18 protein-coding genes are annotated in these 14,909 nt (G+C 39.7%); 2 read left to right on the top strand and 16 right to left on the bottom strand.

Features of this window, described 5'->3' with window-relative positions:
* Window positions 1–402: 402 nt before the first annotated feature.
* The 16 genes from JQC92_RS09540 to JQC92_RS09465 all read right to left on the bottom strand — a co-directional run bounded on the left by JQC92_RS09540 (window position 403) and on the right by JQC92_RS09465 (window position 13,001).
* Window positions 403–798, bottom strand: coding sequence for a DUF2391 family protein (locus JQC92_RS09540; protein WP_204999439.1), 396 nt, complete (start codon window positions 796–798; stop codon window positions 403–405).
* A gap of 36 nt (window positions 799–834) precedes the next feature.
* Window positions 835–1,680, bottom strand: coding sequence for a mechanosensitive ion channel family protein (locus tag JQC92_RS09535; RefSeq protein ID WP_204999438.1), 846 nt, complete (start codon window positions 1,678–1,680; stop codon window positions 835–837).
* A 7-nt stretch (window positions 1,681–1,687) separates the two neighbouring features.
* Complete coding sequence (locus JQC92_RS09530; RefSeq protein ID WP_204999437.1) at window positions 1,688–2,848, bottom strand: cation:proton antiporter; 1,161 nt, start codon at window positions 2,846–2,848, stop codon at window positions 1,688–1,690.
* Window positions 2,849–2,862: 14 nt separating this feature from the next.
* Complete coding sequence (locus JQC92_RS09525; RefSeq protein WP_204999436.1) at window positions 2,863–3,753, bottom strand: CorA family divalent cation transporter; 891 nt, start codon at window positions 3,751–3,753, stop codon at window positions 2,863–2,865.
* A gap of 258 nt (window positions 3,754–4,011) precedes the next feature.
* Complete coding sequence (rssA, locus tag JQC92_RS09520; RefSeq protein WP_204999435.1) at window positions 4,012–4,911, bottom strand: patatin-like phospholipase RssA; 900 nt, start codon at window positions 4,909–4,911, stop codon at window positions 4,012–4,014.
* 18 nt (window positions 4,912–4,929) lie between these two features.
* Window positions 4,930–5,406: a hypothetical protein gene (locus JQC92_RS09515; protein WP_204999434.1), complete on the bottom strand. Its 477-nt coding sequence runs from the start codon at window positions 5,404–5,406 to the stop codon at window positions 4,930–4,932.
* A gap of 824 nt (window positions 5,407–6,230) precedes the next feature.
* Complete coding sequence (locus JQC92_RS09510) at window positions 6,231–6,500, bottom strand: HPr family phosphocarrier protein (protein WP_420851310.1); 270 nt, start codon at window positions 6,498–6,500, stop codon at window positions 6,231–6,233.
* Entirely contained in the window at window positions 6,493–7,344 is an 852-nt protein-coding gene (rapZ, locus tag JQC92_RS09505) for an RNase adapter RapZ (RefSeq protein ID WP_204999433.1), read from the bottom strand. Before rapZ ends, JQC92_RS09510 begins: the two co-directional genes overlap by 8 nt.
* On the bottom strand, window positions 7,341–7,784 hold the full coding sequence (ptsN, locus tag JQC92_RS09500; protein ID WP_204999432.1) for a PTS IIA-like nitrogen regulatory protein PtsN: 444 nt from the start codon (window positions 7,782–7,784) through the stop codon (window positions 7,341–7,343). Before ptsN ends, rapZ begins: the two co-directional genes overlap by 4 nt.
* A gap of 2 nt (window positions 7,785–7,786) precedes the next feature.
* Window positions 7,787–8,074, bottom strand: coding sequence for a ribosome hibernation-promoting factor, HPF/YfiA family (gene hpf / locus JQC92_RS09495; RefSeq protein ID WP_204999431.1), 288 nt, complete (start codon window positions 8,072–8,074; stop codon window positions 7,787–7,789).
* Between the two features lie 37 nt (window positions 8,075–8,111).
* Complete coding sequence (locus JQC92_RS09490) at window positions 8,112–9,587, bottom strand: RNA polymerase factor sigma-54 (protein WP_204999430.1); 1,476 nt, start codon at window positions 9,585–9,587, stop codon at window positions 8,112–8,114.
* A 48-nt stretch (window positions 9,588–9,635) separates the two neighbouring features.
* Window positions 9,636–10,367 carry an LPS export ABC transporter ATP-binding protein gene (gene lptB, locus JQC92_RS09485; protein ID WP_129948667.1) on the bottom strand — a complete coding sequence of 244 codons (732 nt, stop codon included), beginning with the start codon at window positions 10,365–10,367 and terminating at the stop codon, window positions 9,636–9,638.
* Window positions 10,364–10,921, bottom strand: coding sequence for a lipopolysaccharide transport periplasmic protein LptA (gene lptA, locus JQC92_RS09480; RefSeq protein WP_204999429.1), 558 nt, complete (start codon window positions 10,919–10,921; stop codon window positions 10,364–10,366). Before lptA ends, lptB begins: the two co-directional genes overlap by 4 nt.
* Entirely contained in the window at window positions 10,908–11,465 is a 558-nt protein-coding gene (gene lptC / locus JQC92_RS09475; protein ID WP_204999428.1) for an LPS export ABC transporter periplasmic protein LptC, read from the bottom strand. Before lptC ends, lptA begins: the two co-directional genes overlap by 14 nt.
* The gene (gene kdsC / locus JQC92_RS09470) at window positions 11,462–12,022 is read right to left on the bottom strand and encodes a 3-deoxy-manno-octulosonate-8-phosphatase KdsC (protein ID WP_204999427.1); all 561 of its coding nucleotides are present in this window, start codon (window positions 12,020–12,022) and stop codon (window positions 11,462–11,464) included. Before kdsC ends, lptC begins: the two co-directional genes overlap by 4 nt.
* 1 nt (window position 12,023) lies before the next feature.
* The gene (locus tag JQC92_RS09465) at window positions 12,024–13,001 is read right to left on the bottom strand and encodes a KpsF/GutQ family sugar-phosphate isomerase (RefSeq protein WP_204999426.1); all 978 of its coding nucleotides are present in this window, start codon (window positions 12,999–13,001) and stop codon (window positions 12,024–12,026) included.
* A gap of 296 nt (window positions 13,002–13,297) precedes the next feature.
* On the opposite strand from JQC92_RS09465, the gene mlaF reads away from it, so the two are divergent.
* Window positions 13,298–14,110, top strand: coding sequence for a phospholipid ABC transporter ATP-binding protein MlaF (gene mlaF / locus JQC92_RS09460; RefSeq protein ID WP_204999425.1), 813 nt, complete (start codon window positions 13,298–13,300; stop codon window positions 14,108–14,110).
* Window positions 14,097–14,882: a lipid asymmetry maintenance ABC transporter permease subunit MlaE gene (gene mlaE, locus JQC92_RS09455; RefSeq protein ID WP_204999424.1), complete on the top strand. Its 786-nt coding sequence runs from the start codon at window positions 14,097–14,099 to the stop codon at window positions 14,880–14,882. The genes mlaF and mlaE overlap by 14 nt, the downstream gene beginning before the upstream one ends.
* Window positions 14,883–14,909: the final 27 nt, after the last annotated feature.

Raw genomic sequence — 14,909 nt, 5'->3', positions numbered from 1 at the left:
TGAATATTATCACCTGTTGGGTGAATCGCTCTACGCTCACAAGCTGGTTAAAATTGCCGTTATCTGCGTTAGAACATTTGCAAGTAGATTAACTACTTGCTGCACGCTCTGCCTTGCTACCGAAAATTTTTTCTGCGCTTGAAAACGTACCCAACTGAGTTTTCTAGGATAATCCCCTGATTAAAAATTTATTACTTTTTCAAATGAACATCCATTTGAGGATATGGAATGTTAATTCCAGCTTTATCAAATTCTATTTTGATAGTTTCTAAAAGTTGGTAATTCACACTCCAATAAAAACGATCAAGAGTGCGAATAATAGTTCTATTGAAAAGTTTCAATTTTCTGTGAGTTACTGTTTAACCAACTAAAAATACTATCCATAATATTCCCTTATGAAGTTCATTCTTTATCGAAGCTATCAACGACAATAGCACCCATTGATGCCGGCATTGAAATCACTATCACTCTTTTAAAAGCCAAAACAGATTCTGTCATTAAAGGCAACTTATTGATACAGAACAGAACCAGTGCCACGATGCAAAAGGTGATTGAATATGCAACGATGATTCTCAAAATAAATAAGCTTACTCTTGAATCAACGTTGGTTTGAAACACACTTTGGTAGGTATACACTCCCAAGAAACAAATTGATATCACAAAAAGTAAGCTTAAATTTAACGTTGGCAAGGTTTCACTGAGGCGCCAAGCTTCTTCTGAAAATGAAATCGGCACAGCCAGAGCAAAAGCACCCACGCAAATTTGGATAAGATCTTCACTATTAAATGTATTTCCCAATTTAATCACCTCTAGAAATTCCTTTAGATTATTCTATTAATTTGATGTTAAAGGTAAAGCGTTATACCAAAGTGTCATGAAATCATCCGTAAGTTGCTGTTCAATTTTCAGTGCTTCATGCGTTGGACAAAATATCGTAATGGTTATTTGGTTTTTTGCCATATCCGTTGTAGATAACCGAACACTAGCTTCTGGACCAAAAATAGCAATCCCTAAACGTGACTCAATTAAACTGTTATAACGCTCTGCAACATCTTTAAAGGGCAAGCAATATTCATTGGCTCTTTTCAAAATTTGTTTTTTAAGCTCAACGAGATTGACATACTCAGGCTCTCTTGTAATGGTAAATGAATGTGCAATATAGCGTTTCATAAAGTTCAAATTGGATGTCATATTGGTCAGAAACTTATTGTTTGGGATGACTAATGTTTCACCTGTATATTCATACGACTTATTACTGACTTCAATTTCCAATAAAATAGTTGATAGCCAGTCACTCCTTACTACTTCACCGTAATGGTCACCAATTTTAATCCAATCACCAATATTGAAAGCGCGCACGGCAGCGATATAAATCGCACCAAGCAGACATTGAATATACTCTCTTGTTGCCATTACTAGCGCTACAATAAATGCGGCGACAGATAATGCAATGAATCTCAGTTCTGACAGCCAAATGAGTATTAAGCCGAAAACCATGATGAGTGTTGCAATTTTATTTACAGTATTGATTAACCTTTTAGGTAAGTGATCTTCATGAGCGGGTTTACGCCTTAGAAAAAAAACAATCAACCACCTTGAAAGCAAGATAATTAATATACAACCAAATGAAAGTAAGCTTTTACTTTGTGAAAAGTATTCAAAAAATGTAGCTAAAGACATAAAAAACCTATTTATTACTGTGTCGTGTCATTTTTCGAAAGCCACTTATCCATAGTGGAGAAAGAAAAAGGGAGAGTGCAATGACGCATAAGGCTAATTGGTAGCCTTCGTCAGAAATAATGCTGGCTTGTAACCCTAAGGCGGCTAAAACAAAACTGAATTCACCAATCTGAGACAGAAGGGCTCCTGCATACAAGCTTTGTTTCCAATCGAAGTTAGCAACCCGGAGAATACCTGCATTAATTAGTGTATTGGTAATGAGTGCTGCAAGAACCAAAAATACAACTTGCGGGATGTGTGTCGTGAAATAATCAATGTTTAATAGCAACCCAATCGATAAGAAAAAGAAAGCTAGAAAAAGCATTTTTAATGATTCCAGCGTTTTTGTGACCCATTCAGCTTCTTTTGCTGAGCCAATTAACAACCCGCCAAGAAATGCACCAAGAGCAGTAGATAATTCAAATGCTGCGGTGAGCAATGCCATACCAAAACAGATAGCTAAAGCGACGAATAATTGCAACTCATGATCTGCCTTTATCCAGCTAGCAAACGGGAGCTTGATTTGCTTTTTAAAGACGATAAAAATAAATAGCCCCGCCATCAAAACAGCACCCAGTAATTGCAACTGCCAATGGACGACTGCTTCAGAAGATGGGTTAAGCATCCCAATGATTAATATCATTGGGATAATCGCGAGATCTTGCGCTAACAAAATACCAAGAACACCTTGGCCTATTTTGCTTTTTAATTCGCCACTATCTTGTAGCAACTTTATGAGTACCGCAGTGCTACTCAAGCTAATCACAAAACCAATCAAAATTATTCTTGATAACGACCAATCAAACCATTGTCCGATAATCCAAACCGCCAGCACACTGAATAAAACCTGAAAAGCAGTGCCAAAAATGATGATTTTCCAATCAGAAATTAACTTTTTAGCATCAGTTTCCATGCCCACAAAGAAAAGCAGTAAAATAACTCCAATTGAACCCAATCGGTTAATAAAATCGATGTCATTGATAAGCTGTAAGCCAAAAGGACCAACAATAATGCCGGCAAGCAAATAGGAGATAACATGCGGTTGTTTCATGAGTCTCATGAAAATACCGATTAATAGTACAATTAAAATAACGCTAACTGTAGGCGCTAAGGCAGGATCAAGATGCATGGAAACCTCTAAAACTATTTAATCCACTTCCAGAGTCTAAATAAAACCAGCTCGATAATGGCAATAAAAAAAAGCAAACCACATAAAATCCAAAAACCATCGTTTCCTGTTTGCAGAGGAATACCGCTAACATTCATCCCTAACAGACTAGCGATGAAGGTAAGAGGTAAAAATATGGTAGAAACTAATGACATGATGAACAGGATTTTATTGTGCGTCTCTTCACGTTTTTGCATAATTGCATCTTGAAGGATTTGTAGTCGTTCACGCATGTCCGTTAATGCTTCAATGTCTCTATTTGTCGCATTATTTAACTCTCTCCATTTGGGATTAATTACTTTGGAATTTCCATTTTTTTTATCACTGAAAAACAAATAGAGTTTCTGAAAAACGTCGGCTTGTGAAAGAAGAAAGCGCTGAATATGGGAAACTTGCTTGCGTGTTGCCAGTATATCATTTGAATCAATAGCTTCCTCATCCGTCCATTTGTCATGGATATTATGAATTTTCTCATCCATTTCAACTATCTGCGCCGTGATATTGTCAACAATGGCCTCACACGTTCGATAAAAAAAATCAATTGGCGTTGTTGATTTATTCTTTACTTGAATCAGTTGAGATATAGCCGGTAAAGAATAAAGTGACAGTGAAATCAGTTGTTGCTTATCAAAGAAAAATCGAACAGAAACCATTGAAAAATCACTTTCTGATTCTTTATGAATAACCCTCAATATACAGATGACTTGGTCTGTTTCAGTAAAAACAACTCTTGGGCGAGTTAAGTCATCACACAGAATGCTAATCTGCTCATTAGTTAATTGTGTATTATATTTAAGCCACTCTTCAGTTTCAGCATCAAACTGTTCGAAATGTTGCCAGCTCATATTACTAGAGATTGATTTCAAGTCGATTTTACCTATACAAAGAAAAAAGTATATTCCCATTTCGGCTAAAGGAGTATATATTTCAAGGCGTTGTCCGAATAAATTAGATGAGGCACATTAACGAAGAAATCTAAGATATTGAGATAAGTAGCCATTTATACGTTATCTTAGATTTTATGACGCCAAGCTTTAGTTCTAATTCCTTGCTACAGCTAGGACGATGACTCATCATTGCGCCTTGCTATCCATTAAACCTGAACAGCATAATTATTGAAAACTTTATCGACTGTCACTTAGCCCACATAAATCTTGAATTCGGCGAGCAGCATTTCTTGTGACTAATGCGCCTTCATCAATGGCCAGCTTTGCCTGACTGAAATCAAACATCCCTATGTCGTTGACTCTTGGCGATAGTAAAATATCCGGTGGATCTCCAGCCATACGGCTGCGTGTGATCCTATCTTGCATGATATTGATCGATGCAGTTATTACATCTAATAAACCTGGGTGATTGTCTTTTATTGCGTTTTTATTTGATGTTAGCCAGCTCTTAAAAACATCTATTTTTCCAAGTTCAGAATCGTTAACTTGCGATGTAGGTTCTTGTTGTGTTGTTTCAAACATTGCATGCCGGCCAACGAGTTGTGTATTAAGGTCAACAGCAATGACAATATCAGCGCCCAATGCTCGGCATAATGAAACAGGAACAGGATTTACAAGGCCACCGTCTAGCAACCAACGTTCATTATGACAAACTGGGTTAAATAAACTAGGAAAAGTACAAGACGCTCTTATCGCATCAAGAATCTGCCCTTTTTTCAGCCATACTTCTTGACCTGTCCCATACTCGGTTGCAACAGCTCCGAATTTACAATCAAGTTGTTCAATATCTGAATTTATACCAAGATCATTAAAGAAATTAATGAGTTTATCTCCCTGTAATATCCCGCCAGAAAGGTTGATATCAACAAAAGAAAGTAACTCTCGCCAATTTAAGCTTGTAACCCAATTTTCAAGCTCTGCAAGGTGGCCTGTAGCATTAGCTGCACCAACAAAAGAGCCTATTGAGCTACCTGCAACAACATCAATATTTACTCCAATTGATTTTAATTCTTTTAGTACACCAATATGCGCCCAGCCTCTTGCGGCACCAGAACCTAAAGCTATTCCTATTTTCATGTTTAATTACTCAGGAAGTTAATTATCTTCGGTATGTTTTTCGATTACAGCACTGAGTTTTTGATAAACTCCCAATCCGATTATGACAAATACAGAACTTAATATTAAAAACGATGGATAAAGCAATAAGCTAATATCTTTTGTTCCTGCTTTGAAAATATATACTAATCCTTCCATACTTACTGCAATTGCAATAATAACCATTATTTTTGTAATGGTTTCTCGTGCTTCTTTGGGTTGCCTCAGCTCTTTATTCCGATATACCTCTTCTTCTAAAAGATATTTTGCAACATCTATTATTGCTATTGAAATAATAATTGAGCTAACAGATTGAAGCATTGTATAAATAAATAAGTCATTAATCTGAGAAGTGTAAAATAATCCATTAACAGCTGAGTAGAGTGACCATCCAATTATAATTAATGCCGTTAAAAAAAGAGATAAAGCTGCGAAACTATATGTAAATGTTGCAAATTTTTCAAAAAGTAATTTCATTAGTACCTACGGGTAGTAAAAACGTGGATAGATTAACTTATACACTTGATAATATAAAGCCGATAATCATAATTGTCGTTAGGGCTTTAAATTTGATATATATCTTTGATACGCCGATTGCTAATATCATTCGAGTTTAATCGATTTTTTGTTAAACCTAAAAAGATAATGAAAAATCTATTAGATTTTTTAATTTGAAATTCAAGTTGACTTTTGTAAGCCGTGGCAAGCTTTTATCCAAAAGCGTGTTTCGCTCGTTATGATATCTTTATTGCCTCACTACAAATTAGTTTTGAATATTTATGTGTAAACAATTTCTATTGAATGAATAGGCGTCATTGTTGCTTTATGCTTTGGAGTATTTAATGGAAAGTGCTATGCACGTTAAAATTCGTGGGCTTTCTGCCCACACCCGAGCAAAAAGGAAACGAAGTAACGACAGTTGTGTATGTCGATCATTCCCCAGTAAATCCCTTCTTGTATCATCCCTTGCCGCCCCAACGAAGCTAAGCGTTTTAGATAAATTTTCGAAAACCTTGCAGACTACGATGATTCCCCCATGACAAAGTTGTTATTCATCATTGGTAAAAATAACGTAAGCACAGCATGGATGTAGCACTAGATTTCGAAGTGCATGGATGCACCACCGAAAGCGTTAGGTATTTTTTATCATAATAGGAGTAACGTTTAACTTTGCGGGGCGACACAGGGAAATCCAAAGGGGAGCTTGCTGAAGAGCTCCCTTTTGAGCGGTGTGGAGTGCAACTCCACGACTTTATAAATTTCGCAGAAATTTTGCGAATAAGAAACGAGCCTGAAAGGCATCAAGCCCCTTCTTCAAACTTATCCTCAATCAACTGACAAACGGCATCCAATGCCGCTTGAGCATCATCACCTTCGGCAATCACAGAAATCGTTTTCCCCATGCCGCTTTCAAGCATCAGTAAACCTAAGATACTGGAAGCTGAAGCCGACTTATGACCTTGCTCAAGGGTAACACTCGCATCAAATGTCGCCGCCAACGTGGCAAGTTTAGTCGCAGCGCGTGCATGCAGCCCCAGCTTGTTGGCGATAACCACTTCTCGTTTAAACATCAGCAGAATCTAGCTCTCTGTGACTCGCAGAAACATTATGTTTGCCAGCAGAAAGATGACGAGCGATTTCCTCAGTAACAAAGACTGAACGGTGTTGGCCGCCTGTACAACCAATGGCAATGGTTAAGTAACTGCGGTTATTACGCTCTAATTGTGGGATCCAAGTCTCAATAAAGTTGGTGATTTGCCAAATCAGTTTATTGACTAGCGGTTGGCGCTGTAGGAATTCTTGAACGGGTAAATCAAGCCCTGTCATTGGCCTTAATTCAGGTTCCCAATGTGGGTTTGGTAAGAATCGAACATCAAACATAAAATCAGCATCATTTGGCATACCATACTTAAAGCCAAAAGATTCAACGTTAATCACTAAATCTTTTTCAACTTGCCCAAGTAAGATTTCACGAACTCGATCGCTCAACTCGTAAATATTTAAACTAGAAGTATCAATATAATGATCCATCATCTTGGAAATCGGTGCTAATAACTCACCTTCCAATTTGATCGCTTCAGGCAATGTCACGTGATGTTTCGATAACGGATGAAGGCGGCGAGTTTCACTGTAACGCTTAAGGAGTGTTTCATCGCTTGAGTTTAGGAAAAAACTGCTTATCTCGATATCATTAAGTTGTTCAAGCTGCTTTTCAAGTATCTTATCCTGCTCAGGTAAATTACGAACATCGGCACTGATTGCGACGAGCTCGTTATCCGGTTTGAGCTGAGAGATAAGATCACCAAGCAAAGGCACTGGCAAGTTATCAACACAGTAATAACCTAAATCTTCCAGCACTCGCAGTGCAACGGATTTTCCTGAGCCACTTCGACCTGAAACAATAACAAGCTTCATGCTGTGATCACCTGATACAGTTCTTCTTCGTCATGGCTTTTACGCAACTGCTTCAATGTCTGTTTGTCGCTTAACTTTTCAGCCATTGCAGAAAGCGTGCTTAAGTGTTCTTGGCATTGTTCGGATGGAACTAACAGCGCAAATAAGATATCAACAGGCTGTTTATCAATCGCTTCAAAAGCGACCGGCTGCTCACACTTAATTAAGGCGGCAATAGGTTCTTTAATACTATCGATTCGACCATGGGGTATAGCGATACCGTTGCCGATACCTGTGCTTCCCATTTTTTCGCGTTTGAGTAAGCTCTCGAAAATTTCTTGAGCCGAAAGTTCTGGATACTTAGCGGCAATAAGATCGCTGATAAGTTCGAGAACCTTCTTTTTACTGCCTGGAGTTGCACAGGTAGTGCACTCCGGCTTTAAAATGATGCGTAATTCCATCGTCAATGTTTGATCAACTTTTCTTTGTGTTTAATCACTTGGCGATTAATTTTATCAATTAATATATCAATCGCTGCATACATATCATTATGCTGTGATTTTGCGTATGCCTCTGTACCATTCATTGTAATTCTGGCCTCGGCGGTTTGTTTTGAACGCTCTACGTTCAACACGACGCGCACATTATTGATCTGTTCTATTCGACGTTCAAGTTTTGCAAATTTTGTGTTCACATATTCTTTTAACGACTCGGTAATCTCGACTTGTTGTCCCGTGATTTCTACCTGCATCTCCTATGCCTCCCAGTGTTAGTTGAATCTCTGTGTTTTATAAACTTTTTCTCTGATTTGATGGTGGGATCATCATTGCTTCACGATACTTAGCAATCGTTCTACGTGCGACATTAATCCCTTGTTCGTTCAGTAATTGTGCCATTTTGTTATCACTCAATGGCTTCTTAGTATTTTCGGCATCCACTAATTTTTTAATGAAAGCACGAATAGCCGTTGATGAACATTCGCCACCATCATCTGTGCCTACATGACTAGAGAAGAAATACTTAAGCTCATATATTCCTCTCGGAGTATGCATGTATTTTTTCGATGTCACCCTCGAAATGGTCGATTCGTGCATTTCTAATTCTTCAGCAATGTCATTGAGCACCATCGCTTTCATGGCTTCAGGACCATATTCAAAAAAGCCCTGCTGTTTTTTAACGATCTCGTTACACACCCTCAAAATCGTATCATTACGACTTTCTAGACTTTTAATAAACCACTTTGCTTCTTGCAAATGACCACGAACAAACTGGCCATCTGCCTTGTTTCTTGCCCCTTTGGCCATAGCGGCATAATGCTGATTCACATTAATCTTAGGCTGCGTATTAGGGTTTAATTCTACTGACCAACGACCATTTTTCTTCATTACTGATACATCAGGCGTAATGTATTCATCTTCTTTTTGGCCTACAGACAATCCCGGTCTTGGATCTAAACTTTGAACCAAACTTATCGCTTCTTTCAGCTGCGGCTCTTTAAGCTTAGTTTTTCTCATCAAAGTGCGAAAGTCACGAGTGGCAATTAATGGTAAATATTCTAATACCATTAACTTTGTCTGAGCTAAATAAGGTGTATTTGCGTCCATTTGTGACAGCTGAATATGTAAGCAATCGCCGACATCACGTGCGGCAACGCCTACTGGATCAAAGTGTTGTACACGTTTTAGTACAGCTTCAACTTCATCGAGTTCAATTGCAGGGTCACCTAGGGCAATAAGAATATCTTCTGTAGTCTGAGTGAGATAACCCCGTTCATCTATGGCTTCAATGATGGCCGTTGCAATGGCAAAATCGGTATCAGAAAATGGGGTTAGATTTTTTTGCCATTCAAGGTGCTCATATAAGCCATGGCTGGTTTCACCTTGAAATGACATTTCATCATCAGGCATTAAAGCACCTGAACTTGAATTGGGGGCTGCGGTATAAACTTCGTCCCATGTAGTATCAACAGGAAGTTCGTCAGGCATTGAGTCTTGAGTCATTGTTTCTGACGTTTCGACTGCTGCGTCTTCAACCGGAGATTCGGGAGCTTCACCTTTTGCTTCCGATTGCAGCTGTTGTTCTTTTATCGACTCTAATGATTCGAATTGCTCGTCTTCCATCTCTAATAATGGATTAGACTCTAAAGCTTGCTGAATTTCTTGTTGTAGCTCTAACGTCGAAAGCTGGAGCAAGCGAATGGCTTGCTGAAGCTGTGGCGTCATGGTTAGGCTTTGACCCATCCTGAGCTGAAGTGACGCTTTCATGTTACCGCTATTCCCTTTTTGTTCTTGTTACGGCTTCAATGCCGCTCACTATAACGTGAATTGCTCCCCTAAGTACACTTCCCTTACGTGTTTGTTGTCTAAGATCTCGCTCGGGGCACCTTCTGCAATTAAGTCACCATGGCTTACAATGTAAGCATGCTCACACACATCCAGTGTTTCACGGACGTTATGGTCGGTGATCAATACACCCAAGCCTCTTTCACGTAATTGCTCGATAATCTTCTTAATATCGATAACGGAAATGGGATCTACACCGGCAAATGGTTCATCTAAAAGAATAAACTGTGGATTCGCCGCTAATGCACGGGCAATCTCAACTCGACGACGTTCACCACCTGATAATGACATACCTAAATTGTCACGAATATGGGTGATATGGAATTCTTCAAGTAGATGTTCAAGCTGCTCTTCACGCTCATCTTTAGAGAGCTCTTTACGAGTCTGCAATACTGCCATGATGTTATCGTACACGGATAGCTTTCTGAAAATACTGGCTTCTTGAGGCAGATAACCAATGCCTTTTCTCGCGCGTAGATGCATAGGGTCAAGCGTAAGATCGTCGTTATCAATAAAGATCTGACCCTTATCGCTTTTGACTAGCCCAACAACCATATAAAAAGTCGTCGTTTTACCCGCACCGTTAGGTCCCAGCAAGCCAACAATTTGCCCAGTCTTAACTGTCAGGCTAACATCTTTAACAACTTGCCGACTCTTATAGCTTTTGGCTAAATGTTTCGCGGTGAGTGTTTTTTGGTTCATTGTTTTTTCTCGGCCGACTTCTTAGATGATGTTTCTTTTTTGTTTAAGCTGTCTTGGTAAGTTTCTGCTGGAATGATGGTTTGCACTCGGCCTTTATCTTTACCGTTAGCGCTGCCCTCAGCTTCGACATGCTGGTTTTCAACATTATAGCGAATAAGATTAGCGTGCATTTTAATGCCACCCACATCTAAATGCGCATCACCGCTTAATACTAAGTCACCGGTTTTCTGTTCGTATGCAATCTTAGTCGCACTCGCAATACCTAACTTCCCATCATCTAAAACTTGACTGAATTTGGCAGGCTTACCTGTTGCAATAAATTGCCCATTACCCGTTTTTTTATCTTTGGTTGCACTCATGTCGTCTGCGGTAATCTTAATTGAACCCTGAATGATCAATACATTGCCGCTGTATACCACTTGGTTTTTCTTTATGTCACCTTGAGAGGCGTCAGCACTAATGTTTACGGGTTGTTTCAAATCATCGAGTTTTGCAATCGCAGCTGAACTACTTGCAATGAGCAACGAAAAAATAATAATGTTACTTAATTTCATAAGTTCCTGTTACCTGACTTTTTAAGCGCACCGTTTCCTGATTAAAATCAGCATATAACCCACGGCCTTGGCTATTAAATCCGTTACCTTTAATGTAAACCATTTCATCTGACTGCATGGTCTTAGTTTTTAAATCCATCTGCAAATGCTTGGTTATCACACTTTGAAGTGGTTCTTGTTTATTGACCGCTTTTAACTCAACTGAGTCATCTAGATAAACTTTGCCCAGCATCTTTTGCAGGCGACCTTGCTCTGCTGTTATTCGCCATGGGGAATGAATATCATCACCATAAATGAGATAAACCGGCTTTGAAAAGAGTGTTAAATCTTTATCTTGGTAGTGTTCCATATGCTCAGCGGTCACTCGACTGCTTAATTGTCCTTTTTCATCATAAGCAACACTGTCTAACTGAGTCGCAGTGTAATCAGGCAACTCTATCTTTGAAGTCACTTGTTGCTTTTGCCCTTGTTTCACTTGTACCTGCCAGTACAAGTACAAAGCCGTACTGAAAAAGATAACAATGGCAATCGTTACTCGATTCATACACTCATACCTTGAGCAGACTCAAATAAACCTTGGCTTTGTAAAATTAAATCTGATAATTCTCGCACCGCGCCGTATCCGCCTTGCGTATAAGTAACCATATCAACGTGTTGGCGAACATAAGGATGACCATCTGCTACACACACGGAAAAGCCGACTTGTTTCATTACAGGCAAATCCACCATGTCATCACCAATATACGCGACTTGCTGTGGCTTAAGGTTCAACTGTTCAAGTAATTCTTGATAAGCGATAACTTTATCATCAACACCTTGGTAGACTTTAGTAACTCCAAGGGCTGTCATACGATTCTCAAGCAATTGCGATTTACGTCCCGTAATCACAGCTAATTCAAAACCCGCATTTAACAATGATTTTACGCCAAAACCATCACGGGTATGGAATGCTTTTAACTCTTCGCCACTGTTACTGAGATAAATTCGGCCATCAGAAAACACACCGTCAACATCAAAAATCACTAATTTGATTTGTGAGGCTTTATCCCAATTTTGCTGCGAAACTGGACCATATAAACTTTGCTTTACTGCTTCAGTCACCTTAAATGACTCCTGATTTAACCATATCTAACATATTCAATGCACCAACCGGACATTGTGCGTCATCTACTACTATGAGTCCATTGATGTTTTTTTGTTCCATAATTTTTAGTGCTTCTGCCGCTAAAATATTTTCGTGGACAGTAATACAGTTCGCCGTCATGACTTCAGAAATCGTTGCGGACGCTAAATCGACTTTGGCATCAATTACTCGTCTTAAATCACCATCGGTAAAAATACCTAACAGTTTATTTTCATCATCAATAACCGCCGCCATCCCCAAACTCTTACGGGAAATTTCATATAATGCTTCGGTGATGATCATATCTTTGCTAACCAATGGTAGTTGATCACCTTTGTGCATGACGTCCTCAACTTTAAGAAGCAACTTACGCCCTAAGCTTCCCCCTGGATGCGATAAGGCAAAATCATCAGCCGTAAAGCCACGAGCCTGTAATAGAGCAACGGCTAATGCGTCCCCAATCACTAACGTTGCAGTCGTACTTGAGGTCGGCGCTAATCCAAGTGGACAAGCTTCTTCTGGTAAACCAATGCAAAGATGAACTTGTGCATTGACTGCCATCGTCGATTTCGGCTTACCGGTCATTGAGATTAAAGGTAAACCCAGACGTTTAATCACTGGAAATAGAGTCAGAATCTCACTTGATTCACCCGAGTTAGAAATGGCGATCACGACATCATTATCGGACAATACACCTAAATCACCGTGACTGGCTTCTCCTGGATGCACAAATACCGCTGGCGTGCCTGTGCTGGCCAATGTCGCTGCAATTTTATTGCCGATATGACCAGACTTGCCCATCCCCATAACAATGACCTTGCCCTTGCATTCGAGGATTAAGTCACAGACGGCAGTAAACGCATCAGAATCTACATATTGATATAAATTCTCAAGTGCGCTTTTTTCAATATCAATGACTTGTTTACCCCAACTACGGAGTTGTTTGCTATCGGCCATATTCATCTCTTTGATATTACAACGACTTAGTGTTCCAGTTTTCATTTGCGAAAAACAGAAACAATAACATAACGGAATCTTTTCAATTATGCGCATTTTCGCTGGTATTGGATTAAATTGAAAGAGCTAGAACAGAAATCTCATTTTTGAGTTTGAACTTTTACTCAAATTTGTCATTCAAACTGTAAGTTACTGTGTCGATTGTATTGTAGATTTCTGGACATTTACGTACAATCGTTGTTCTTTGCTCACAAACTAATTTGTTGAGCTAACTTGTTGATATGTTAAGGCTCTGCATGGAGAAAAAGGCGCAAACGCTGGTCGAAGTCCGCAATATGAGTTTCAGTCGAGGCCGTCGAAGAATTTTCGATAACCTGAACCTCAGCATCCCTAAAGGTAAAGTTACTGCCATAATGGGACCAAGCGGAATCGGTAAAACCACGTTATTAAAGTTGATGGGTGGACAGCTTACACCAGACTCAGGACAGGTACTTTTTGATGGCGAAGATATCCATCAAGCTACTCGCAGTCACTTATTTCAATTAAGACAACGTATGAGTATGTTGTTTCAAAGTGGTGCGTTATTCACCGATATGAATGTGAATGACAATGTTGCTTTTGCTTTAAGGGAACACTCTAAACTGCCTGAAGTGCTGATTGATAAGATTGTTGCAATGAAACTTGAAGCTGTTGGTTTGAGAGGCGCAGGTAAATTAATGCCAAACGAGCTCTCTGGCGGCATGCAACGCCGTGCAGCCTTAGCAAGAGCGATTGCCCTTGAACCAGAGCTAGTGATGTATGACGAGCCTTTTGCCGGACAAGACCCAATTGCGATGGGTGTTTTGGTTAAGCTCATTAAAGAGCTTTCAGACTCACTTAACTTAACGTCTGTTGTAGTTTCTCACGATGTTGACGAAGTGCTCAGTATTGCCGATTACGTTTACGTTGTTGCAGACAAAACAGTGATCGCAGAGGGTACACCTGAATCCCTACGAGACTCGGACAACCCACAATTAAGACAGTTTATGGGGGGGGAGCCAGACGGTCCAGTACCATTCCACTTCCCTGCAACAGATTACAAAAAGGAGTTACTCGGTGAGTCTATCTGATTCAATCGCTGACTTTGGAAAAAATGCATTGGGCGTTGTCTCTGGCTTTGGTCGTGCAGGCCTTATGCTGTGGGGGGCACTGGTCAATGTACCGAGGTTCCGTAAGGGTACACCACTTCTGATAAAACAGCTTTATGTTGTCGGCGTTCAGTCTCTCAGTATTATTACCATTTCAGGTTTATTCATTGGGATGGTACTAGCGCTACAAGGCTTTATTATTCTTGTTGACTTTGGTACCGAAGAAAGTCTTGGTCCAATGGTTGCGCTCAGCTTACTTCGTGAATTAGGCCCTGTAGTGACTGCACTACTTTTTGCCGGGCGTGCTGGTTCTGCATTAACGGCTGAAATTGGTTTAATGAAAAGCACCGAACAGCTATCAAGTTTAGAAATGATGGCGATCGATCCGCTAAGACAAGTGATAGCACCTCGTTTTTGGGCCGGTGTGATCAGTATGCCGCTATTGGCGATGATTTTCTCTGCCATCGGTATATATGGTGGATATCTTGTAGGCGTTGAATGGAAAGGCATTGATGACGGTGCGTTTTGGTCAATATTGCAAGCCTCTGTTGAATGGCGCCAAGACATCGTCAATTGTTTAATTAAAAGTGTTGTGTTTGCGATTGTAGTCACTTGGATTGCCTTGTATCGAGGTTACCAAGTTGTTCCTAATCCAGAAGGAATAAGCCGAGCGACAACTCAAACCGTTGTACAAGCCAGCTTAGCTGTACTTGCACTAGACTTCTTACTGACCGCACTGATGTTCGGCAGTTGATCTTAAAAAGATTAATGGAATTTACGT

The sequence above is a fragment of the Parashewanella hymeniacidonis genome (assembly GCF_016900895.1).
In the GTDB taxonomy this organism is placed as follows: Bacteria; Pseudomonadota; Gammaproteobacteria; order Enterobacterales; family Shewanellaceae; genus Parashewanella; species Parashewanella hymeniacidonis.
This window is presented reverse-complemented; position numbering and strand designations above follow the sequence as displayed.